The sequence below is a fragment of the Bradyrhizobium sp. LMG 9283 genome, from assembly GCF_045571415.1.
Lineage (GTDB): Bacteria > Pseudomonadota > Alphaproteobacteria > Rhizobiales > Xanthobacteraceae > Bradyrhizobium.
Window position 1 is genome coordinate 2,680,390 of the sequence record NZ_CP120691.1, and the last position, 21,109, is coordinate 2,701,498.

At 66.0% G+C, this 21,109-nt stretch carries 16 protein-coding genes; all 16 read left to right on the forward strand.

The window, feature by feature from the left end; all coding sequences use genetic code 11:
* The first annotated feature begins 70 nt into the window (after positions 1-70).
* The 16 genes from P6U29_RS12495 to recN all read left to right on the forward strand — a co-directional run bounded on the left by P6U29_RS12495 (position 71) and on the right by recN (position 20,950).
* Positions 71-1,543 carry a UDP-N-acetylmuramoyl-L-alanyl-D-glutamate--2,6-diaminopimelate ligase gene (locus P6U29_RS12495; RefSeq protein ID WP_407117871.1) on the forward strand — a complete coding sequence of 491 codons (1,473 nt, stop codon included), beginning with the start codon at positions 71-73 and terminating at the stop codon, positions 1,541-1,543.
* Positions 1,540-2,922, forward strand: a complete 1,383-nt coding sequence (gene murF, locus P6U29_RS12500) for a UDP-N-acetylmuramoyl-tripeptide--D-alanyl-D-alanine ligase (protein WP_407117872.1) — start codon at positions 1,540-1,542, stop codon at positions 2,920-2,922. The genes P6U29_RS12495 and murF overlap by 4 nt, the downstream gene beginning before the upstream one ends.
* Before the next feature lie 170 nt (positions 2,923-3,092).
* Entirely contained in the window at positions 3,093-4,196 is a 1,104-nt protein-coding gene (gene mraY, locus P6U29_RS12505) for a phospho-N-acetylmuramoyl-pentapeptide-transferase (protein WP_122401968.1), read from the forward strand.
* Between the two features lie 7 nt (positions 4,197-4,203).
* Positions 4,204-5,604, forward strand: a complete 1,401-nt coding sequence (gene murD / locus P6U29_RS12510) for a UDP-N-acetylmuramoyl-L-alanine--D-glutamate ligase (RefSeq protein WP_407117873.1) — start codon at positions 4,204-4,206, stop codon at positions 5,602-5,604.
* A gap of 95 nt (positions 5,605-5,699) precedes the next feature.
* On the forward strand, positions 5,700-6,011 hold the full coding sequence (locus P6U29_RS12515) for a hypothetical protein (RefSeq protein ID WP_407117874.1): 312 nt from the start codon (positions 5,700-5,702) through the stop codon (positions 6,009-6,011).
* A gap of 212 nt (positions 6,012-6,223) precedes the next feature.
* Entirely contained in the window at positions 6,224-7,375 is a 1,152-nt protein-coding gene (ftsW, locus tag P6U29_RS12520; RefSeq protein ID WP_407117875.1) for a putative lipid II flippase FtsW, read from the forward strand.
* A 193-nt stretch (positions 7,376-7,568) separates the two neighbouring features.
* Positions 7,569-8,669: an undecaprenyldiphospho-muramoylpentapeptide beta-N-acetylglucosaminyltransferase gene (gene murG, locus P6U29_RS12525; protein ID WP_407117876.1), complete on the forward strand. Its 1,101-nt coding sequence runs from the start codon at positions 7,569-7,571 to the stop codon at positions 8,667-8,669.
* A 122-nt stretch (positions 8,670-8,791) separates the two neighbouring features.
* Positions 8,792-10,195, forward strand: a complete 1,404-nt coding sequence (gene murC / locus P6U29_RS12530) for a UDP-N-acetylmuramate--L-alanine ligase (protein WP_407117877.1) — start codon at positions 8,792-8,794, stop codon at positions 10,193-10,195.
* Positions 10,196-10,199: 4 nt separating this feature from the next.
* Positions 10,200-11,120 carry a UDP-N-acetylmuramate dehydrogenase gene (murB, locus tag P6U29_RS12535; RefSeq protein ID WP_407117878.1) on the forward strand — a complete coding sequence of 307 codons (921 nt, stop codon included), beginning with the start codon at positions 10,200-10,202 and terminating at the stop codon, positions 11,118-11,120.
* 128 nt (positions 11,121-11,248) lie between these two features.
* On the forward strand, positions 11,249-12,235 hold the full coding sequence (locus tag P6U29_RS12540) for a D-alanine--D-alanine ligase (protein ID WP_407117879.1): 987 nt from the start codon (positions 11,249-11,251) through the stop codon (positions 12,233-12,235).
* A 346-nt stretch (positions 12,236-12,581) separates the two neighbouring features.
* Complete coding sequence (locus P6U29_RS12545; protein WP_407117880.1) at positions 12,582-13,604, forward strand: cell division protein FtsQ/DivIB; 1,023 nt, start codon at positions 12,582-12,584, stop codon at positions 13,602-13,604.
* Positions 13,601-14,923 (forward strand): cell division protein FtsA, encoded by a 1,323-nt coding sequence (gene ftsA / locus P6U29_RS12550; protein WP_407117881.1) that lies wholly within the window; start codon positions 13,601-13,603, stop codon positions 14,921-14,923. The genes P6U29_RS12545 and ftsA overlap by 4 nt, the downstream gene beginning before the upstream one ends.
* Positions 14,924-15,010: 87 nt before the next feature.
* Positions 15,011-16,798, forward strand: a complete 1,788-nt coding sequence (gene ftsZ / locus P6U29_RS12555; protein ID WP_407117882.1) for a cell division protein FtsZ — start codon at positions 15,011-15,013, stop codon at positions 16,796-16,798.
* 364 nt (positions 16,799-17,162) lie between these two features.
* Positions 17,163-18,125 carry a UDP-3-O-acyl-N-acetylglucosamine deacetylase gene (lpxC, locus tag P6U29_RS12560; protein WP_407117883.1) on the forward strand — a complete coding sequence of 321 codons (963 nt, stop codon included), beginning with the start codon at positions 17,163-17,165 and terminating at the stop codon, positions 18,123-18,125.
* 246 nt (positions 18,126-18,371) lie between these two features.
* Positions 18,372-19,262, forward strand: a complete 891-nt coding sequence (locus P6U29_RS12565; RefSeq protein ID WP_407117884.1) for an outer membrane protein assembly factor BamD — start codon at positions 18,372-18,374, stop codon at positions 19,260-19,262.
* A 14-nt stretch (positions 19,263-19,276) separates the two neighbouring features.
* Entirely contained in the window at positions 19,277-20,950 is a 1,674-nt protein-coding gene (recN, locus tag P6U29_RS12570) for a DNA repair protein RecN (protein WP_407117885.1), read from the forward strand.
* Positions 20,951-21,109: the final 159 nt, after the last annotated feature.

The following is a 21,109-nucleotide window of genomic DNA, read 5'->3' on the forward strand; positions in this document are numbered from 1 at the left end:
ATCGCCGCTGCTGAGTCGGGATTTTCCCCACGGATTCGGCTTTCCGGCAGGGCATGTCGACTGGAAGACCATGAAGCTGCGCGACCTCTTAGGTCAGGACGTTCTGGGCAATGATGCCGCGATCGAGCCCGCCGTTGCGGCGCTCGACGTGAGCGGCGTTGCGCTCGACAGCCGCGTGGTCAAGCCGGGCGATCTCTTCTTCGCGCTCGCGGGCAGCAAGACCGACGGCGCACGCTTCATCGATGCTGCGGTTGCCGCAGGCGCGATCGCAGTCGTCGGCGACCATGCGCCGGCAGCATGCAAGGTGCCGTTCGTCGCGGTCGCCAATCCGCGCCGCGCACTGGCGCTCGCCGCCGGGAAATTCTTCTCCGCGCAACCTGCGACCATTGCCGCTGTGACCGGAACCAGCGGCAAGACCTCGGTTGCCGCCTTCACGCGGCAGATCTGGGAAAGGTTGGGGCATGCCTCCGCCAGCATCGGCACGATCGGTCTCGTCTCGCCCAAGCGCACCGTCTACGGCTCGCTGACGACGCCGGATCCGATCGCGCTGCACCGGCAGCTCGATGAGATCTCGCGCGAGGGCGTGACGCATCTCGCCTTCGAGGCCTCTTCGCACGGGCTCGACCAGTATCGCCTCGACGGCGTGCGTATCTCGGCCGGCGGCTTCACCAATCTCTCGCGCGACCATATGGATTACCATCCGACCGTTGCGCATTATCTCGCGGCAAAGCTTCGCCTGTTCCGCGAGCTGGTGCCGCCGGGCGGCGCAGCGGTGATCTCGGCCGATCATGATTGCTCGGCCGAAGCGATCGACGCGGCGAAGTCGCGCGGCCTGCGCGTCATGGCGGTTGGCCGCAACGGCGATGGCGCAGGCGAGGGCATCCGCCTCACCGAGGCCGTGGTCGAAGGCTTTGCGCAAAAGCTCACGGTCGAACATCGCGGCAGGGGCTATGCGATCCGGCTGCCGCTGGTCGGCGAATTCCAGATCGAGAACGCGCTGGTGTCGGCCGGCCTTGCCATCGGCACCGGCAGCGACGCTGCAAACGTGTTCGCAAGCCTCGAACATCTCGAAGGCGCCAAGGGCCGGCTCGAGCGCGTCGGCGAGCGCAACGGCGCGCCGATCTTCGTCGACTATGCGCACAAGCCCGATGCGCTGGCGAAGGCGCTGCAGGCGCTGCGGCCCTATGCGAAGCGCAGGCTGGTCGTCGTGTTCGGCGCCGGCGGCGACCGCGATGCCGGCAAGCGTCCGATCATGGGCGCGATCGCGGCGGAGAATGCCGACGGCGTCATCATCACCGACGACAATCCGCGCAGCGAGAGGCCGGAAGCCATCCGCGCCGCGATCCTCGCCGCTGCGAAGGGCGCACGCGAGATCGGCGACCGCGCTGCCGCGATCCGCGCCGCGATCGAGGAATTGCAGGAGGGCGATGCACTGCTCATCGCCGGCAAGGGCCACGAGACCGGGCAGATCGTCGGCGGAGAGGTGCTGCCCTTCAGTGATCACGAGGCGGTTGCCGCCGCACTAGCGTCGAGGGTTGCATGAGCGCGCCAATATGGACGGTTGCCGAGGTCGCGCGTGCGCTGGGCGTAGCCGGAACTTTCCCGGATACGCCGATCGACTTCATCACCCAGGACAGCCGCCTTGTGAAGCCGGGCAGCCTGTTCGTCGCGCTCAGCGGCACGCCGAGCGGCGGCTTCATCTCGGCCTTCGCCAGCGCGCGCGACGGTTGGGAGTTCGCGGACAAGGCTGAAGCTTCGGGCGCGGTCGCAATGATCGTGCCGCACGAGATCACAGGCATCCGCATTCCCCAGATCGTGGTGAAGGATACGCTGATCGACGGTCTCTGGGCCCTTGCGCGCGCCGCACGCGCGCGTTTCAAGGGGCCGGTGATCGGGCTCACCGGCAGCGCCGGCAAGACCAGCACCAAGGAGTTCCTCGCCGCCTATCCGAACGCCTATGCCAGCCCGTCGAGCTTCAACAATTTCTGGGGCGTGCCGCTGACGCTGTGCAATGCCAGGCCGGACGCCAGCCTCTGGGTGGTCGAGATGGGCATGAACCAGCAAGGCGAGATCGCGCGGCTCAGCGAATTGACGCGGCCGACCGTCGCGCTCGTCGTCAACGTCCAGCCGGTGCATCTGGAGAAGCTCGGCTCGCTCGACGCCATCCGGCGCGAGAAAGTGTCGATCGCGCTTGGCCTGCCCGGGGACGGGGTGCTGGTGCTGCCCGCCGGGATCAAGGCGCCCGAGTGGAAGGGCAAGGTCGTGCGCTTCGGCGGCGACCATGCCGAGGTGCACGAGGTCGCGCACGCGCCTCACGGCGAGAGCTGGCAGGTCGTGGCCATGATCGGCAAGAAGGAGATCGCCTTCAGCCTCACCCCTGGCGCGCCGCACCGGGTGCACAATGCGCTGGCTGCGCTGGCCTCGATTCATGCTGCGCATCTCGACGTCGCGACGCTCGCGATCAAGCTCGACCGCGTCGGCATCATGACCGGCCGCGGCGTCGAGCAGGCAATCGGCGATATCACCGTGATCGACGACAGCTTCAACGGCAATCCGGCCAGCGTGGCGGCTGCGCTGCAAAGCCTTGAGGCGCGCAACATCAGCGGCGGTCGCCGCATCGCGGTGCTCGGCGACATGCTCGAGCTCGGCGAAGACGCACCGAGCTATCACATCGGGCTCGCCAGGCATCTCGACGGCATCGACGGGATCTACTGCGTCGGCCCGCTGATGCGTCACCTCTACGACGTGCTGCCACCGGGCAAGGGCCTCGGCTGGCACGACGATCCCGCCACGCTGAAGCCCACCGAGGTTGCGCGCCTGCTGAAGGCAGGCGACGTCGTGGTTGTCAAGGGCAGCAAGAAGATGTTCTGGGTCAACAAGTTTGTGCCGGGCCTGGTGGCCGCCTTGCAGGCAAAGGCGTAAACTGCTTGGAAGGCGCTGTTCCCGAATCCCCCTTTGCGGCACGAAGCCGTCCGTTTCCCCTGAGGTCGCGTCCGACCCGATGATGAAGACCAGCGAATGCGCGTGAGGCACGTCGAGGCCAGGATAAAGGCCGAGAACTGCGCGTGCAAAGGCGCCATAGGACCATCTGAATGTTTTACTGGCTGATCGAGCTCTCCAACACATTTCCGGGCTTCGGTGCAATCCGCACGGTCCTGAACGTCTTCCGCTACATCACCTTCCGCACCGGCGGTGCCGTCGTCACCGGCGCGCTGTTCGTGTTCCTGTTCGGACCCTGGATCATCGATCATTTGCGCATCCGCCAAGGCAAGGGCCAGCCGATCCGCACCGACGGGCCGCAATCGCATCTCGCCAAGAAGGGCACGCCCACCATGGGTGGGCTGATGATCCTGTCCGGGCTCACGGTCGGTACGGTGCTGTGGGCCAATCCGCTCAACCCCTATGTCTGGATCGTGCTGGCGGTGACGCTCGGCTTCGGCTTCGTCGGCTTCTATGACGATTACCTCAAGGTGACCAAGCAGACCACGACCGGGTTCGGCAGCAAGCTTCGGCTGCTGATCGAGGCGGCGATCGCGCTGGTCGCCTGCTACGCGCTGGTGCGGCTGAACCGCGATCCCGCCTCGACCGCGCTGACGATTCCGTTCCTCAAGGACACCGTGCTGCATTTCGGCTGGTTCTTCGTCATCTTCGGCGCCTTCGTCATCGTCGGCTCCGGCAACGCCGTGAACCTCACCGACGGCCTCGATGGCTTGGCAATCGTTCCCGTGATGATCGCGACCGCGAGCTTTGCGATGATCGCTTATCTCGCCGGCAACGCCGTGTTCGCCGAATATCTCCAGATCAAATATGTCGCGGGCACCGGCGAACTCGCCGTGCTCTGCGGCGCGCTGTTGGGCGCCGGCCTTGGCTTCCTCTGGTTCAACGCGCCGCCGGCCTCGATCTTCATGGGCGATACCGGCTCGCTCGCGCTCGGCGGCATGCTGGGCGCCATCGCGGTCGCCGTGAAGCACGAGATCGTGCTCGCGGTGATCGGCGGCCTGTTCGTGCTGGAGGCGGTCTCCGTCATCGTGCAGGTGGTGTCGTTCAAGCTCACCGGCAAGCGCATCTTCCGCATGGCGCCGATCCATCATCATTTCGAGCAGCTTGGCTGGACCGAGCCGCAGATCGTGATCCGCTTCTGGATCATCTCGGTGATGCTGGCGCTCGCCGGGCTGTCGACGCTGAAGCTGCGGTGATCGATCGATGATCCCTGTCACGTCCTTTGCCGGCAAGACCGTCGCGGTGTTCGGGCTCGGCGGCTCCGGGCTCGCCTCCTGCCACGCGCTCAAAGCGGGCGGCGCCGAGGTAATCGCTGCCGACGACAATGCCGAGAACGTCGCGAAGGCCGCGCAGGCCGGTTTCATCACCGCGGATTTGCACAACGTCTCCTGGGCGAATTTCGCCGCGCTGGTGCTTGCGCCCGGCGTGCCGCTGACCCATCCGGCGCCGCATTGGAGCGTGCTGAAGGCGCGTGAGGCCGGCGTCGAGGTGATCGGCGACATCGAGCTGTTCTGCCGCGAGCGGCGCCGCCACGCGCCGGATGCGCCGTTCGTCGCCATCACCGGCACCAACGGCAAATCGACCACGACGGCGCTGATCGCGCACCTGACAAAGGTCGCCGGCTACGACACCCAGATGGGCGGCAATATCGGCACCGCGATCCTGTCGCTGGAGTCGCCGCGCATGGGCCGCGTCCACGTCATCGAGATGTCGTCCTACCAGATCGACCTCACGCCCTCGCTCGATCCCTCCGTCGGCATCCTGCTCAATGTCAGCGAGGATCACATCGACCGGCACGGCACCATCGGGCACTACGCCGCGGTGAAAGAGCGCCTCGTTGCCGGCGTGCAAGGCGGCGGCACCTCGATCGTCGGTGTCGATGACGGTTATTGCCGCGATGTCGCCGACCGGCTCGACCGCGCCGGCAAGAACGTGGTGCGGATCTCGGTCAAGAATCCGCTGGCGAGCGGCATTTATTTCGAGCACGGCAATATCGTGCGCGCCTCGGGCGGCGCCCGCAGCGAGGTCGCCGCGCTCGGCGGCATCGGTTCGCTGCGCGGCCTGCACAATGCGCAGAATGCGGCCTGCGCGGCCGCTGCGGCACTCGCGATGGGCATCAGCCAGGACGTGCTGCAGAACGGCCTGCGCAGCTTTCCGGGCCTGGCACATCGCATGGAACAGGTCGGCCGTCGCGGCAACGTGCTGTTCGTCAACGACTCCAAGGGCACCAACGCGGATGCCACCGCGCACGCGCTGTCGTCCTTCTCGGACATCTTCTGGATCGCCGGCGGCAAGCCCAAGGCCGGCGGCATCACCAGCTTGACCTCCTTCTTCCCGCGCATCCGAAAAGCCTATCTGATCGGCGAGGCCGCGCAGGAGTTTTCGGGAACGCTGGGCACACAGGTGCCGCACGAGATCAGCCAAACGCTGGACGTCGCCGTCGAGCACGCCGCGCGCGATGCTGAGGCGTCGGGACTCACGGACGCGGTCGTGCTGCTCTCGCCCGCCTGCGCGTCGTTCGACCAGTACCGCAACTTCGAGATCCGCGGCACAAAATTCCGCGATTTGGTGCAGGCGCTGCCGGGCGTGAAACCGGTGGTGTGAGGATGTCGCGGCGACGCTGGATCGGAATTACCGTCGCTGCTCTTGCTGTCCCGGTCGCCGCGGGTTTCTTCTTTGTTGTCCTTGTTGACAAGGTCATGAGCGGATTCGGCGCTTGTCGCGTCGTTCGCCAGAAAGCATATGCGTCCCCAAGCGGCAGCAAGTTGGTCGTCGTGGTCTGGAAGGAGTGCGGCGCCACCGTGCCCGACAGCACGCAGGCCAGCATCGTGACGCGCGGCCAGACGTTCTCGCCCGAGAGCACGCCAACTTTTCTCAGCGTGCGCGAGCATCAGGATGTTCTCGTTGCCTGGAGTAGCGAGCAGGCCGTCAGGATTGGGTTCATTCCCGGGACAGTCCAGATCTACAAGCGCGATCAGCGCGCGGGGGATGTCGTGATCAGCTACGACTAGGGCTCTCGTGTCCCGGACGCGCTGCAGCGTGGAACGCTGCTGCGCTGAGCCCGGGACCCAGAAGCCGCTGGGCCCCGGCTCTGCAGCGCACCGCAAGGGCGCTGCGCTGCGTCCGGGGCACGAGACTCTTCAAAACTTGAATGCCCCCATTAACCCCCCGGTAACCAACCTCGGCGACCAATGGACGGACCTCTGTCCGAAAGCGGCCGCCCATGCTCTCCCGTGAAGAACGTACCCCCTTTTCCGAGTGGTGGTGGACCGTCGACAAGCCGCTGATGGGCGCGATCCTGGGGCTGATGCTGACCGGCGTCATCCTGTCGCTGGCTGCGAGCCCGCCGGTTGCGACCCGCATTGGGCTCGATCCCTTCCATTTTTTCAGCCGGCACGTGCTGTTCCTACTCCCGTCCTGCCTGGTGCTGCTCGGCGTGTCCTTCCTGTCGCCGCGATCGATCCGGCGCAGCGCGCTGATCATCTTCACCATCAGCATCATCCTGATCGTGGTGACGCTCGCCATCGGTCCCGAGGTGAAGGGCTCGCGGCGCTGGATCACGCTGCTCGGCGTCAACATCCAAGCCTCGGAAATCGCCAAGCCGTCCTTCGTCGTGATCGCGGCCTGGCTGTTCGCGGAATCGACCAAGCGGCCGGAGATGCCGGCGACCTCGATGGCGCTGGTGCTGCTCTTGATGCTGGTCTCGCTGCTGGTGATGGAGCCGGATTTCGGCCAGACCATGCTGATCCTGATGGTGTGGGGCTCGCTGTTCTTCATCGCGGGCATGCGCATGATCTGGGTGTTCGGCCTGGCCGGTGCGGCAGCTGCCGGCCTGTTCAGCGCCTATCTGTTCGTCCCGCACGTCGCGGGGCGCATCAAGCGCTTCATGAACCCGGCCTCGGGCGACACCTTCCAGGTCGATACCGCCATGGAAGCCTTCTACAACGGCGGATGGTTCGGGCTCGGGCCGGGCGAAGGCATCGCAAAACGCAGCCTGCCGGACAGCCATACCGACTTCGTGTTCGCGGTCGCTGCCGAAGAGTTCGGCATCATCCTGTGCCTTGCGATGCTGGCGCTGTTCGCCTTTGTTGTCATCCGCACGCTGTCGCGCGCCTACGCCAATGAGGACATGTTCTCGCGCTTTGCGGCCTCTGGCCTAGCGATCCTGTTCGGCGTGCAGGCGGCGATCAACATGTCGGTGAACCTGCAGCTCATCCCCGCCAAGGGCATGACGCTCCCGTTCATTTCCTACGGTGGCTCCTCGATCGTATCGCTGGCCTACGGCGTCGGTATGATGCTGGCGCTGACGCGGCTGCGTCCGCGCACCGAGGTCGAGGCCAGCGGCCATGCCGAGGCGATGCGCAGTTACGCGTAACCGCTCTCATGTCCTGGACGCGGTGCGGCACGAAGTGACGCTCCGCAGAACCGGGACCCAGAATGCTGCAACTACGGGCCCCGGTTCAGCAGCGCACCCACGCCGCCAAGAGCGACGCGCTGCGTGCGCCCGGGGCACGCGCGCCGTGCAGCCGGCTCGCAATGATCGAAAACTCCTTGTAAAACCCTTCACCATGGACACGTCCCCCTTGATTCTTCTCGCCGCGGGCGGCACTGGCGGCCATCTGTTCCCGGCCGAGGCGCTCGGCGTCGAATTGATCCGGCGCGGCTTTCGCGTTCGCCTCGTCACCGACGAGCGCGCGCTGCGCTATAGCGGGCTGTTCAGCAAGGACATGATCGACGTCGTCTCGAGCGAGACTGCGCGCAGCCGCAATCCGTTCCAGCTCGCCTATGCCAGCCTCACGCTCGCCGTCGGCACGCTCTCCGCCTTTGGCCTGATCAAGCGATTGAAGCCGGCTGCCGTCGTCGGCTTCGGCGGCTATCCGACGCTGCCGCCGCTGGTCGCTGCGAAATTCGCCGGCGTGCCCAGCATCATCCACGATGCCAACGCGGTGCTCGGCCGCGCCAACCGGTTCCTGTCGAGCCGCGTGCGTGCCATCGCGACGTCCTTGCCGGGCGTGCTCGATCGCGATCCGGCGCTCGCAGGCAAGACCACGACCGTCGGCACGCCGATGCGTCCGGCGATCCTCGCGGCGGCTGCGGTGAAATATGCCGCGCCCGAGGTGAACGGGCCGCTGCGGCTGCTCGTCATCGGCGGCAGCCAGGGCGCTCGCATCATGGCCGACATCGTGCCGGGCGCGATCGAGCGGCTCGAGCCTGCACTGTGGAGCCGCCTCGTCCTCACCCAGCAGGTGCGCGAAGAGGATATGCCGCGTGTCCGCGCGGTGTATGACAAGCTCAAGATCAAGGTGGAGCTCGCGCCGTTCTTCACCGATCTGCCGGCGCGGCTCGCCTCCAATCATCTCGTGATATCGCGCTCCGGCGCGGGCACCGTCGCCGAGCTCGCGGCGATCGGCCGGCCGTCGATCCTGGTGCCGCTGCCCGGCTCGATCGACCAGGACCAGTTCGCCAATGCCGGCGTGCTGGCCAAGGTCGACGGCGCCATCCGGATCCCGCAGACCGAATTCACCTCGGATCGTCTCGCAGCCGAGATCTCCGCCTTCGCCGCCGAACCCGCGCGCCTTGCCGCCATGGCCGCCGCTGCGAAGGGAGCAGGGCGGCTTGATGCCGCCGAACGGCTGGCCGATCTGGTGGTCAAGGTCGCGGGACTCTGACGCGAAAAAGCCCTTGTCTTCGCGTTCCAAAGCGGGGCATCCAGTAGGAAAGGCGCGCGGCTGATTTGGCCGTGACCTTCGCCAGGTGCCGCCTTTCCGGCGGCAAGGTCAGGGAACTGAGCATGAGACTGCCGCGCGAGATCGGACCTATCCACTTCGTCGGGATCGGCGGGATCGGCATGAGCGGCATCGCCGAGGTGCTGGTCAATCTCGGCTATACCGTGCAGGGCTCGGACGCCGCCGACAATTACAATCTCGACCGTCTGCGCAAGAAGGGCGCGAAAGTGTCGGTCGGCCACAAGGCCGAGAATATCGACGGTGCCGAGGTCGTCGTGGTCTCCACAGCGATCAAGCGCGACAATCCGGAACTGATCGCGGCGCGCGAACGTCGCATTCCCGTGGTGCGCCGCGCCGAGATGCTGGCCGAGCTGATGCGGCTGAAGAGCTGCGTGGCCATCGCCGGCACGCACGGCAAGACCACGACGACCACGATGGTCGCAACGCTGCTCGATGCCGGCGGGCTCGATCCCACCGTGATCAACGGCGGCATCATCAATGCCTACGGCTCCAATGCGCGGCTGGGGGCCGGCGATTGGATGGTGGTGGAAGCCGATGAGAGCGACGGCACCTTCCTGAAGCTGCCGACCGATGTTGCGATCGTCACCAATGTCGATCCCGAGCATCTCGATCACTTCAAGACGTTTGAGGCCGTGCAGGATGCGTTCCGAAATTTCGTCGAGAACCTGCCGTTCTACGGCTTTGCCGTGATGTGCATCGATCATCCCGTGGTGCAGAGCCTCGTCGGCCGAATCGAGGATCGCCGCATCATCACCTATGGCGAGAATCCGCAGGCCGACGCGCGGCTCGTCGACCTCACGCCGATGGGTGGCGGATCGAAATTCAAGGTCGCGTTCCGCGATCGCAAGACCGGCAGCGTGCACGAGATCACCGATCTCATGCTGCCGATGCCGGGCCGCCACAACGCCTCCAACGCGACGGCCGCGATCGCGGTCGCGCGCGAGCTCGGTGTCTCCGACGATGCGATCCGCAAGGCGATCGCTGGCTTCGGCGGCGTCAAGCGCCGCTTCACCAGGACCGGCGAGTGGAACGGCGTCACCGTGATCGACGATTACGGCCATCACCCCGTCGAGATCGCGGCGGTGCTGAAGGCGGCGCGGGAGTCCACCAACGGCAAGATCATCGCCGTTGTGCAGCCGCATCGCTACACCCGCCTGCAATCGCTGTTTGAGGAATTCTGCACCTGCTTCAACGATGCTGACGCGGTTGTTGTCGCCGACGTCTATGCCGCCGGCGAAGCGCCGATCGAAGGCATCGACCGCGATCATTTCGTCTCGGGCCTGCGCGCGCATGGGCACCGCGAAGTGATCCCGCTGCCGGCCGCGACGGAGCTCGCCGGCATCGTCAAGGGGCTGGCGAAATCCGGCGATCTCGTTGTGTGCCTCGGCGCCGGCAACATCACGCAATGGGCGTATGCGTTGCCGGACCAATTGAAGGCGCTGGGGTAGGGCAGTGAGCTTCCCCGACATCACACAGGCGCTCAAAGCCGCGATGCCCGAGCTTCGCGGTCGGCTGCTCGCCAACCAGTCGCTGGCCGAGCTCACCTGGTTTCGCGTCGGCGGCCCTGCGCAGGTGCTGTTCACGCCCGCCGACGAGGACGATCTCGCCTACTTCCTTGCGCATCTCGCCAGCGACATTCCCGTCTATGTCATCGGTGTCGGCTCCAATCTCATCGTGCGCGACGGCGGCATTGCCGGCGTGGTGATCCGTCTTGCGCCGCGCGCCTTCGGCGAGGCGACTGCGCTTGGCGACATCATCACCGCAGGCACTGCCGCGCTCGACAAGCGCGTGGCGGAAGTGGCGGCGTCCGCCAATATCGGCGGGCTCGAATTCTATTTCGGCATTCCCGGCACGATCGGTGGCGCCCTGCGCATGAATGCGGGCGCCAATGGCGGCGAGACCAAGGATGTGCTGATCGAGGCGAGGGGTGTCGCGCGCGACGGCACGAAGCATGTCTTCTCCAACGCCGGAATGAAGTTCGTCTACCGCAACAGCGGCGTCGATCCCTCCATCATCTTCACCTCCGCGCGCTTTCGTGGCGAGATCACGGATGCGGAGGCAATTCGCGCGCGCATGGCGGAGGTGCAGACGCATCGCGAGACCGCGCAGCCGATTCGCGAGAAGACCGGCGGCTCGACCTTCAAGAACCCGCCGGGCCACTCCGCCTGGAAGCTGGTGGATGCCGCCGGCTGCCGCGGCCTGCGCGTCGGCGGTGCGCAGGTGTCGGAGATGCACTGCAATTTCCTGATCAACACGGGCGATGCCACCGCGCGCGACATCGAGACACTCGGTGAGACCGTGCGCGAGCGGGTAAAGGCAAATTCCGGAATTGAGCTACACTGGGAAATCAAGCGGATCGGGATTCCCGGGTGAGTGTCATTCCGGGGGCGCGAAGCGCAACTATGGTGCGCAATTGCGCACCTGAGAATCTCGAGATTCCGGGTTCGATGCTGCGCATCGCCCCGCAATGACGAATACAGATAGGTGACGGACCAACGAACATGCGCATCACCATCCTCTTCGGCGGCTCCAACCGCGAGCGTCTTGTCTCGGTTGCCTCCGCCCAGGCGCTGCATCAGGCGTTGCCCGAGGCCGACCTGTGGTGGTGGGACGTCGAGGACAAGGTGCATGTGGTGCAGTCGAAGCAACTGCTCGAACATGCCCGTCCGTTCGAGGACGAGTTCAAGCCGGGCACGCGTGGCATTCCGCTGGCGCAGGCGCTCGACCAGGCCAAGACCGAAGGCCGCGTGCTGGTGCTTGGCCTGCATGGCGGGCGTGCCGAGAACGGCGAATTGCAGGTGATGTGCGAGGCGCGGGGCGTCGCCTTCACCGGCTCGGGCTCGGCGTCATCGCATCTCGCCTTCGACAAGATCGCCGCCAAGCGCTTCGCCGCGCTCGGCGGTGTGACGCCGCCTGCGAATGTTGCACTTGATGACATCGACGAGGCCTTCGCCGAATACGGCCGGTTGATCGCAAAGCCGGCGCGGGATGGGTCGAGCTATGGCCTGATCTTCGTCAACGCCAAGCAGGACCTCGTCGCGGTCCGCAATGCCGCGAAACACGAAGAATACGTGATCGAGCCCTATATCGCCGGCGTGGAGGCGACCTGCGGCGTGCTGGAGCGCACCGATGGCTCGATCATCTCGCTGCCGCCGATCGAGATCATTCCGGGCGAGGGCAATTTCGACTACGCGGCGAAATATCTGCTGAAGTCGACCCAGGAGATCTGCCCCGGCCGCTTCGCACCGGAGATCACCGGCGCGCTCAAGGAGCAGGCGATGCTGGCCCATCGCGCGATGTCCTGTACCGGCTACTCGCGCTCGGACTTCATCGTCTCGGACAAGGGCCTCGTCTATCTCGAGACCAACACACTCCCCGGGCTGACCAAGTCCTCGCTCTACCCCAAGGCGCTGAAGGCGGAAGGCATCGCGTTCGTCGATTTCCTGCACGGGCTGGTCGAGCTCGCGGGGCAACGCGTGCGGAAATAATTAGGACTGGTTAACGACCGGATGGGCGAAACGGCCCAGTTTGGCGACCAAAACCGGTAAAATGCCGGATATCGCGGCACAAGGGCCGGATATCGCGGGGCAAAATGCGCAAATCGTTAACGAATTTTACCTTTTGTTTACCAGGACGTCCGAAGGTTAACGCTGGCGGCGCATATGGCGCTTTGGCTGCCGGCGCGTGAGCTGTCGCGGGTGATGTCACCTCCAGCGAACGCTTTGAAGGGGAGAGGCTTCTTCTGCTGAAGACCAGCACCCGGCCCGGCACCGAGACGTCATGTTCGCCAGGATCCGCGCGATGTCGCGGGCAAACTGTTGACGAGCTCGTGCAATGGATGGAGCAGGAAGCCTTTCCCGATCGGTTTTCAGATCGCTGAGGCCCCAAGCTGACCTGAAGGCGGCCGCTATCGGAGCGGTCGTGCTTTTGCGCGAGTGGGTGCAGGACAAGCACGCAGAGGCGCGCGCTGCCGCCAAGGACAAGGCCAAAGCCAGGGCCAAGGCCGCCGTCGAGCGTGAGCCGCCGCCGCGCGTGGTTGCGCTGGTCGAGCGCTATCTGCCGCGCCGGGTCGGCCTCACCATGACCGTGCTGCTCCTGATCGGCAGCTGCGGCTTTGGCATCGTCAAGGGCGGCCATCTCCAGGATTTCATCACTGCGGTCAGCGATGCCCGCAACGCGCTGGCCAATTCCGCCGGCTTCCGCATCACCTCCGTCGTGATCAACGGCCGCAAGCAGCTGACCCAGGACGAGATCCTCGCGATCGGCGGCGTCAGCGGCCGTTCCTCGCTGCTGTTCCTCGACGCCGATGCGGTACGCGACAAGCTCAAGGCCAATCCCTGGATCGCGGATGCGACCGTGCTGAAGCTCTATCCGGGCCAGCTCATGATCGAACTCACCGAGCGCAAGGCGTTCGCGCTGTGGCAGGAGGCCGGCCGCCTCTCGGTCATCGCCGACGACGGCGCCGTGCTCGAGCCCTACGTCTCGCGCCGCTTCCTGACGCTGCCGCTCGTGGTCGGCAAGGGCGCCGAGACGCAGGCGCGCGATTTCCTGGCACTCCTAGCGCGCTATCCGCAGGTCAATTCGATCACCAAAGCCGCGATCTTCGTCGGCGAGCGGCGCTGGAACCTGAGGCTCAAGGACGGCCTCGACATCCGCCTGCCCGAGCAGGACGTCGGCAACGCGCTTGCGATGCTGTCGAAGCTCGACAAGGAAGACAGGCTGTTCTCCCGCGATATCGTCGCCGTCGACATGCGCCTGCCCGATCGGCTGGTGGTGCAGCTGTCCGAGGACGCCGCCAAGGCGCGTGAGGAGCAGTTCAAGGACAAGAAGAAAAAGAAGGCCGGGGATTCCGCATGACCGGTCTCGATCGCACCCAGACGCCGAAGACGCGCCCGATGCCGCACAAGCGCGGCGGCCTCGTCGCCTGCCTCGACATCGGCACCAGCAAGATCGCCTGCATGATCGCACGGCTGAAGCCGTCGCCGCCGAGCGATGCGCTGCGCGGCCGGACCCATGCGGTGGAATTGATCGGATACAGCCAGATCCAGGCGCGCGGCATGAAAGCCGGCGCGGTGATCGATCTTGGCGAATGCGAGCAGGCGGTGCGCCAGGCCGTCGGGCTTGCGGAGAAGATGGCCAAGGTACGGGTCGAGTCGGTGCTGCTGTCGGTCTCCGGCGGCCGGCCCGCCGGCCAGCTGGTCGAAGCCGCCGCCGACATCCGCGGCGGCGCCGTGACGCCCGCCGATGTCAGCCGCGTCACCTCCACCGGCATGCGCCATGCCACCGGCGAAGGTCGCACCGTGCTGCACGCGCTGCCGGTCGGCTACACGCTCGACGGCGTCAAGGGCATCCGCGATCCCCGCGGCATGGTCGCGCACCAGTTCGGCGTCGACATGAACGTCGTCACCTGTGACGCCACCGTGGCGCGGAACCTGATGCTGGCGGTGGAACGCTGCCACATCAATGTCGAAGCGATGGCGGCGAGCCCCTATGTCGCCGGCCTGTCGGTGCTGACCGACGACGAGGCCGATCTCGGCGCCGCCGTCGTCGAGATGGGCGCGGGCACAACCACGATTGCTGTTTATTCAGGCGGCCGCTTCGTGCATGCGGCGGGTTTTGCGGTTGGCGGGCAACACATCACGATGGATCTTGCGCGCGGACTCTCGGCGACCATTGCCGATGCCGAGCGAATCAAGACCTTATACGGGACCGTCATCACCGGCGGATCGGACTCGCGTGAGCTGATGTCTGTGCCGACAGCCGGTGACGAGCAGGATCTGCCGCAGATCGTTTCCCGCGCCACCATCGCGAATATCGTCAAGCACCGTGCCGAGGAAGTCTTCGAAATGGTTCGGGACAAGCTGAAGGATTCGCCCTTCGCCTCAGAGCCAAACGGCCGCGTCGTGCTCTCGGGCGGCGCCTCGCAGCTGACCGGACTCGTCGAGCTCGGCACCCGGATTCTCGGCCGGCCCGTGCGGGTCGGCCGTCCGCTTGGTTTCGGTCGGCTGCCCAACGAGGCGAAGAACGCCGCGTTCGCGGTGCCGACCGGACTTCTCGTCTACCCGCAATATGTTCACCTCGAACATGTCGAACCGCGGCATACGCGGCAGCAGGTCAAGACAGGGACCGGCGGATATTTCGGAAAGGTCGGACGATGGCTACGCGAGGGCTTCTGATGACTGCTTTCCGCAATCTTCGATTTTCACCAACTCCCGCGGCCGCCGGCCGGGGCGAACCCACGCGCGCGTGATCGAGAGGCAACCATGACCATCAGCATCAATGTTCCTGATATTCACGAACTGAAGCCCCGGATCACCGTGTTCGGCGTCGGCGGCGCCGGTGGCAACGCCGTCAACAACATGATCACGGCGGGCCTGCAGGGCGTCGACTTCGTGGTCGCCAACACCGACGCGCAGGCGCTGACAATGTCGAAGGCGCAGCGCATCGTGCAGATGGGCACGGCGGTCACGCAAGGCCTCGGCGCCGGTTCGCAGCCGAACGTCGGCGCCGCGGCGGCGGAAGAGGTGATCGACGAGCTGCGCGACCATCTCTCGGGCGCCAACATGGTGTTCGTCACTGCCGGCATGGGCGGCGGCACCGGCACCGGCGCTGCCCCCGTCATCGCCAAGACCGCGCGCGACATGGGCATCCTCACCGTCGGCGTCGTGACCAAGCCGTTCCACTTCGAAGGCGGCCGCCGCATGCGCACCGCTGAAGCCGGCATCGCCGAGCTGCACAAGGTCGTGGACACGCTCCTGATCATCCCGAACCAGAACCTATTCCGGGTCGCCAACGAGAAGACCACCTTCGCCGACGCCTTCGCGATGGCCGACCAGGTGCTCTACTCGGGCGTCGCCTGCATCACCGACCTCATGGTCAAGGAAGGCCTGATCAACCTCGACTTCGCCGACGTCCGCGCGGTCATGCGCGAGATGGGCAAGGCGATGATGGGCACCGGCGAAGCCTCCGGCGACAAGCGTGCGTTGACCGCCGCTGAAGCAGCGATCGCCAACCCGCTGATCGACGACAGCTCGATGAAGGGCGCCAAGGGCCTCCTCATCTCCATCACCGGCGGCAAGGACCTCACGCTGTTCGAGGTCGACGAGGCCGCGACCCGCATCCGCGAGGAGGTCGACCAGGACGCCAACATCATCGTCGGCGCGACCTTCGACGAGGCGCTCGACGGCCTGATCCGCGTCTCGGTGGTCGCCACTGGCATCGAGCAAGCCGCGATCGCCCGCAACAGCCAGGCGACCTCCGCTCCCGTCGCAAACCCGGCCCCGCAGGTGCAGCAGGCCGCCGCACCGGCCGCCGCTGCCGAGACCCGTCTCGCCGATCTCACCGCGCGGCTCCGTGCCGACAACCAGCGTCTGGCCGAACGCGCCCAGAAGCTGGAAGCCCAGACCCCGGCCGGCGCGCCGGCTCCGGCTGCTGCCGCGCCCCGTCCGAACGTCGAGCGTGCTGCGCTCGCCGCCATCGCCGCTGCAGTTGCTGAAGCCCCGCAGGCGCCAGCGCCGCAGACCTATGGCGACGTCACCGTGCGACCGATCGCGCAGAAGCCGACCCTGTTCCCGGAGCCGGACATGGCCCCGGTCGCAATGCAGGAGCCGATGACGCCCGAAACCTTCATCCCGCCGCAGGCAGAGCGTCCCGCCCGCGCGCCGCGGATGCCGCGCATCGACGAGCTGCCGATGCCGGCCCAGGCCGAGATTCGTCAGGCCCGCGGCGAGGTTGAAGAAGAGACCCCGCAGAAGACCCGCCTGTCGCTGCTGCAGCGCCTCGCCAATGTCGGGCTTGGCCGTCGCGACGAGGAAAGTGAGCCGCCGGTCTCGGCCCGCACCGCCGGTCCCGCGATGCCGCCGCTGCCTGAGCGTCGGCCGCAGAAGACCGTGGCGCAGCAAATCGCAACCAACGAGCCGGTATCTGAGTATGCCCGCCGTCCTGCGCCGCAGGGTCTGGACATGCATGGCCGCCCCGCTCCTGTTGCGCCGGTGCCACAGGGTGACGACCATCTTGATATCCCGGCCTTCCTGCGGCGGCAGGCGACCTGAGGATTGTTACAACAAGGCAGACGAAAAGAGGTCCCGGCGAGAAGCTTGCCGGGACCTTTCCTTTTGTCCCGTGCATGCCCGGATCGTGCAGCCAAGCAACTGATTTTAAATGATTAATTACGCATTTGGTGGTTCGGTAAAACTGCCGGTAGCGGCCTCAAACCTCGGCGCAATTTGGTTAAGCCTTGGCGCGAATACGGCAGGTTTGGGGTAACAATCGGTAAAAAAGCGTGAGTTGGCGCTGTTTGGGGCAGCAACTATGGTTCGCCGTGACTTGGGGATACGGAGATTCGCAACTGTCGGCACTCGCCGGCCGAGTGAACCTCGTATAAGTCGCAGTGGGTCGTAGTGGGGCGGATTCCTGATGAAGTTTAGCCGGCAAACAACGCTTCGTGCGCAAGCCTCTGTGGCAGGCGTGGGCGTTCATTCCGGTCTTCCCGTCACTGTCACGCTTGGGCCTGCACCCGTGGACGCGGGTTTTATTTTTGTCCGCACCGGCCTTGAGGGAAGTGACCGCGAAGTCCAGGCCACCGCCGATCAGGTGATCGCGACCGACTTTGCCACTGTTCTCGGCGACCACGATGGCCCGCTGGTGTCCACTGCCGAGCACGTGCTTGCTGCTTTGCGGGGCATGGGCGTTGATAACGCCACCATCGAGATCGACGGTCCCGAAGTACCGATCATGGACGGCAGCGCTGCGGCCTTCATTGCGGCGATCGATCAGGCCGGCATCGTCACGCAGCCCGCGCAGCGTCGCTTCATTCAGGTTTTGAAGCCGATCTCGGTCAAGATCGGCGACTCCTTCGGCGAGATCAGGCCCCACGCCAGTGGGTTCCGCGTCGAGGTCGAGATCGACTTCACCAATCCCGTCATCGGCCAGCAGAGCTACGCCTTCGACCTCAACCCTGAAGGTTTCCGCCGCGAAGTCGGCCGGGCTCGGACTTTCGGCTTGATGGGCGATGTCGCGCGGCTCTGGAGCGCCGGTTATGCCCTCGGCGCCTCCTTCGATAACACCGTCGTGTTCGATGATGAGCGGCTGCTCAATACCGAGGGCTTGCGCTACGCCGATGAATGCGCCCGTCACAAGGTGCTGGATGTGATCGGCGACCTCTCGCTGGCCGGGTTGCCGCTGCTTGGCGCCTATCGGTCGGTGCGTGGCGGCCACAAGCTCAATCACGCAGTCCTGACCGCGCTGCTCGCCGACCGGACCGCTTGGCGGGTGGTCGAGGGCGAGGCTGCCCGCCGCACCACGCGTCCCGTGGGCGAAGTCGGTCGCGGCATCGTCGGTGGCCGGATCGCCGCGGCATTCGGACCGGATGTGTCCTGAAGAGACCTGTCGCCCCCTGGCGTTTGGTTGGCGGCTTCCCCGGGAAACTCCTGGTAACCATGATGGGCTAGCATTGCGGCAAGTTCGCCTTAATCCGGGCGAAATGCCTGCCTATCCGGTTGGTTAAAGATCGCTTTTCGGATACATCGGCGTGGTCGCATGGCAGGCACCACGGCACATTTCGCGCCCATGACGGGGGTCGTGGGCTGGCGGACACCGCATCACAGGGCGTCAGGGCTTAAACTCATGTCGGCACAGCGTATGACGCGCGGATATTTCTCGGTCTCGTCGCGAGCCCGTGGGCTGCTTCAGGCCGTCACTTTCATCATGCTCGCGCTGCCGCTCGCCGGATGCGGCACCGGCTCGCTCTGGGACAAATTCACCGCCAAGGACGACACCTTCGTCGAGGAGCCCGCCGACAAGATCTATAATGAGGGCCTGTACCTCATGAACGAGAAGAAGGACATGAAGGCGGCGAACAAGAAGTTCGAGGAGGTCGACCGCCAGCATCCTTATTCGGACTGGGCCCGCAAATCGCTGCTGATGTCGGCCTATGCGTCCTACCAGGGCGGCGACTATGATGGCTGCATCGGCGCCGCTACGCGCTATGTCACGCTGCATCCCGGCAGCCCGGACGCCGCCTATGCGCAATATCTGATCGCGGCCTCGCATTACGACCAGATCCCGGATATCAGCCGCGATCAGGCCCGCACCGAGAAGGCGATCGCCGCGCTGGAAGAGGTGGTGCGCAAATATCCGACGTCCGAATATGCGACTTCGGCCAAGGCCAAGATCGAGGGCGCGCGCGACCAGCTCGCCGGTAAGGAAATGAATGTCGGCCGCTACTACGCCCAGAAGCGCGACTACACGGCGGCGATCAACCGCTACAAGACCGTTGTCACGCAATACCAGACCACCCGCCATGTCGAGGAGGCGCTGTACCGGTTGACCGAAGCCTACATGGCGATCGGCATCGTCGGTGAGGCACAGACCGCGGCGGCCGTGCTTGGGCACAATTTTCCTGACAGCCGCTGGTACAAGGACGCCTATAATCTTGTAAAATCCGGCGGTCTCGAGCCGAGCGAGAATCAGGGGTCCTGGATCAGCAAGACCTTCAAGAAAATGGGTCTCGGCTAGGAAATTGGGGTTCCATGCTGGCGCGTCTGTCGATCCGTGACATCGTCCTGATCGAACGGCTCGATATCGAATTCGCCTCCGGCCTCGCGGTTTTGACCGGCGAGACCGGTGCAGGCAAATCCATCCTGCTCGATGCTTTTGCGCTGGCGCTCGGCGGCCGCGGCGATGCCGGCCTCGTGCGCCACGGCGCGGAGCAGGGGCAGGTCACTGCCGTATTCGATGTCCCCAAAAGTCACCCCGCGACCAAGATCCTGGCTGAGAACGGCCTCGACGACACCGGCGAGATGATCTTGCGCCGCGTGCAGCTCGCCGACGGCCGCACCCGCGCCTTCATCAACGACCAGTCGATCAGCGTGCAGACGCTGAAGGCGGTCGGCGCCGCCCTGGTCGAGATCCACGGCCAGCACGACGAGCGCGCGCTGGTCGATGCCGCCACCCATCGCCGCCTGCTCGATGCTTTTGCCGGCCTCGAAAAGGACGTCGCAGCGGTCGAAGCGCTCTGGGACGAGCGCCGCACCGCCAACACCGCGCTGGAGGAGCATCGCGCCGCCATGGAGCATGCCGCGCGCGAGGCGGATTATCTGCGCCACGCCTCCGACGAGCTGAAGCAGCTTGCGCCCAAGGACGGCGAGGAGACCACGCTGGCCTCGCGCCGCACCACCATGATGCAGGGCGAGAAGATCGCCTCCGACCTGCGCGAGGCGCAGGAAGCGGTCGGCGGCAATCATTCGCCGGTCGCCGCGCTGTCGGCGGCGGTGCGCCGGCTGGAGCGCCGCGGCGTCAACTCGCCGGCGCTGGTCGAGCCTGCGGTGAAGGCGATCGACGCGGCGATCAACGCGCTGGAGGAAGCCGATCAGCATCTGCTGGCGGCGTTGGCCGCAACAGATTTCGATCCGGCCGAGCTCGAACGCATCGAGGAGCGGCTTTTTGCTTTGCGTGCGGCGTCTCGCAAATATTCGACCCCGGTCGATGGCCTCGCTGCGCTCGCCGCCAAATATGCCGCCGACGTCATCCTGATCGATGCCGGCGCCTCGCGGCTCAAGAAGCTGGAGCAGGCCGCGGTCGAGGCAGATAGCCGCTATGCGGCCGCCGCCAAGAAGCTGTCACTGGCGCGGCAGAAATCGGCGGAGAAGCTCAACAAGGCGGTCAATGCCGAGCTCGCGCCGCTCAAGCTCGAACGCGCCAGGTTCATGACCCAGGTCGAGACCGACGAGGCCGCGCCGGGGCCGCAAGGCTTCGATCGCGTCGAGTTCTGGGTGCAGACCAATCCGGGCACCAAGCCGGGTCCGCTGATGAAGGTCGCCTCCGGCGGCGAGCTGTCGCGCTTCCTCTTGGCGCTCAAGGTCGTGCTGTCCGACCGCGGTTCGGCGCCGACCCTGGTGTTCGACGAGATCGACACCGGCGTCGGCGGCGCGGTCGCGGACGCCATCGGCGGGCGCTTGGCGCGGCTCGCCGGCAAGGTCCAGGTGATGGCCGTGACCCACGCCCCACAGGTCGCCGCCCGCGCCGACCAGCACCTCCTGATCTCCAAGGACGCCCTCGACAAGGGCAAGCGCGTCGCCACCCGCGTCAATGCGCTCGCTGCCGACCACCGCCGCGAGGAAATCGCCCGCATGCTCGCCGGCGCCGAGATCACGGCCGAGGCGAGGGCGGCCGCGGAGAGATTGCTGAAGGCGGCGACGGCTTAGGTCTCGTGTCCCGGACGCGCGCAGCGCGAGCCGGGACCCAGAATGCTGCCACAATGGGCCCCGGCTCGGCGGCGCACCGCACCGGACGATGCTTCGCATCGCCGGGAGCGCTGCGCTGCGTCCGGGGCACGAGATTTCCACACGCCTTTACCGTGCTAC

Coding starts and splice junctions, on each gene's coding strand:
- ftsA (WP_407117881.1), top strand. CDS start 13,601: ATGACCGGTCTCGATCGCACCCAGACGCCGAAGACGCGCCCGATGCCG.
- ftsW (WP_407117875.1), top strand. CDS start 6,224: ATGCTCTCCCGTGAAGAACGTACCCCCTTTTCCGAGTGGTGGTGGACC.
- murC (WP_407117877.1), top strand. CDS start 8,792: ATGAGACTGCCGCGCGAGATCGGACCTATCCACTTCGTCGGGATCGGC.
- murF (WP_407117872.1), top strand. CDS start 1,540: ATGAGCGCGCCAATATGGACGGTTGCCGAGGTCGCGCGTGCGCTGGGC.
- murG (WP_407117876.1), top strand. CDS start 7,569: ATGGACACGTCCCCCTTGATTCTTCTCGCCGCGGGCGGCACTGGCGGC.
- P6U29_RS12545 (WP_407117880.1), top strand. CDS start 12,582: ATGGATGGAGCAGGAAGCCTTTCCCGATCGGTTTTCAGATCGCTGAGG.
- P6U29_RS12565 (WP_407117884.1), top strand. CDS start 18,372: ATGTCGGCACAGCGTATGACGCGCGGATATTTCTCGGTCTCGTCGCGA.
- recN (WP_407117885.1), top strand. CDS start 19,277: ATGCTGGCGCGTCTGTCGATCCGTGACATCGTCCTGATCGAACGGCTC.
- murD (WP_407117873.1), top strand. CDS start 4,204: ATGATCCCTGTCACGTCCTTTGCCGGCAAGACCGTCGCGGTGTTCGGG.
- P6U29_RS12495 (WP_407117871.1), top strand. CDS start 71: ATGAAGCTGCGCGACCTCTTAGGTCAGGACGTTCTGGGCAATGATGCC.
- lpxC (WP_407117883.1), top strand. CDS start 17,163: ATGAAGTTTAGCCGGCAAACAACGCTTCGTGCGCAAGCCTCTGTGGCA.
- mraY (WP_122401968.1), top strand. CDS start 3,093: ATGTTTTACTGGCTGATCGAGCTCTCCAACACATTTCCGGGCTTCGGT.
- P6U29_RS12540 (WP_407117879.1), top strand. CDS start 11,249: ATGCGCATCACCATCCTCTTCGGCGGCTCCAACCGCGAGCGTCTTGTC.
- ftsZ (WP_407117882.1), top strand. CDS start 15,011: ATGACCATCAGCATCAATGTTCCTGATATTCACGAACTGAAGCCCCGG.
- P6U29_RS12515 (WP_407117874.1), top strand. CDS start 5,700: ATGAGCGGATTCGGCGCTTGTCGCGTCGTTCGCCAGAAAGCATATGCG.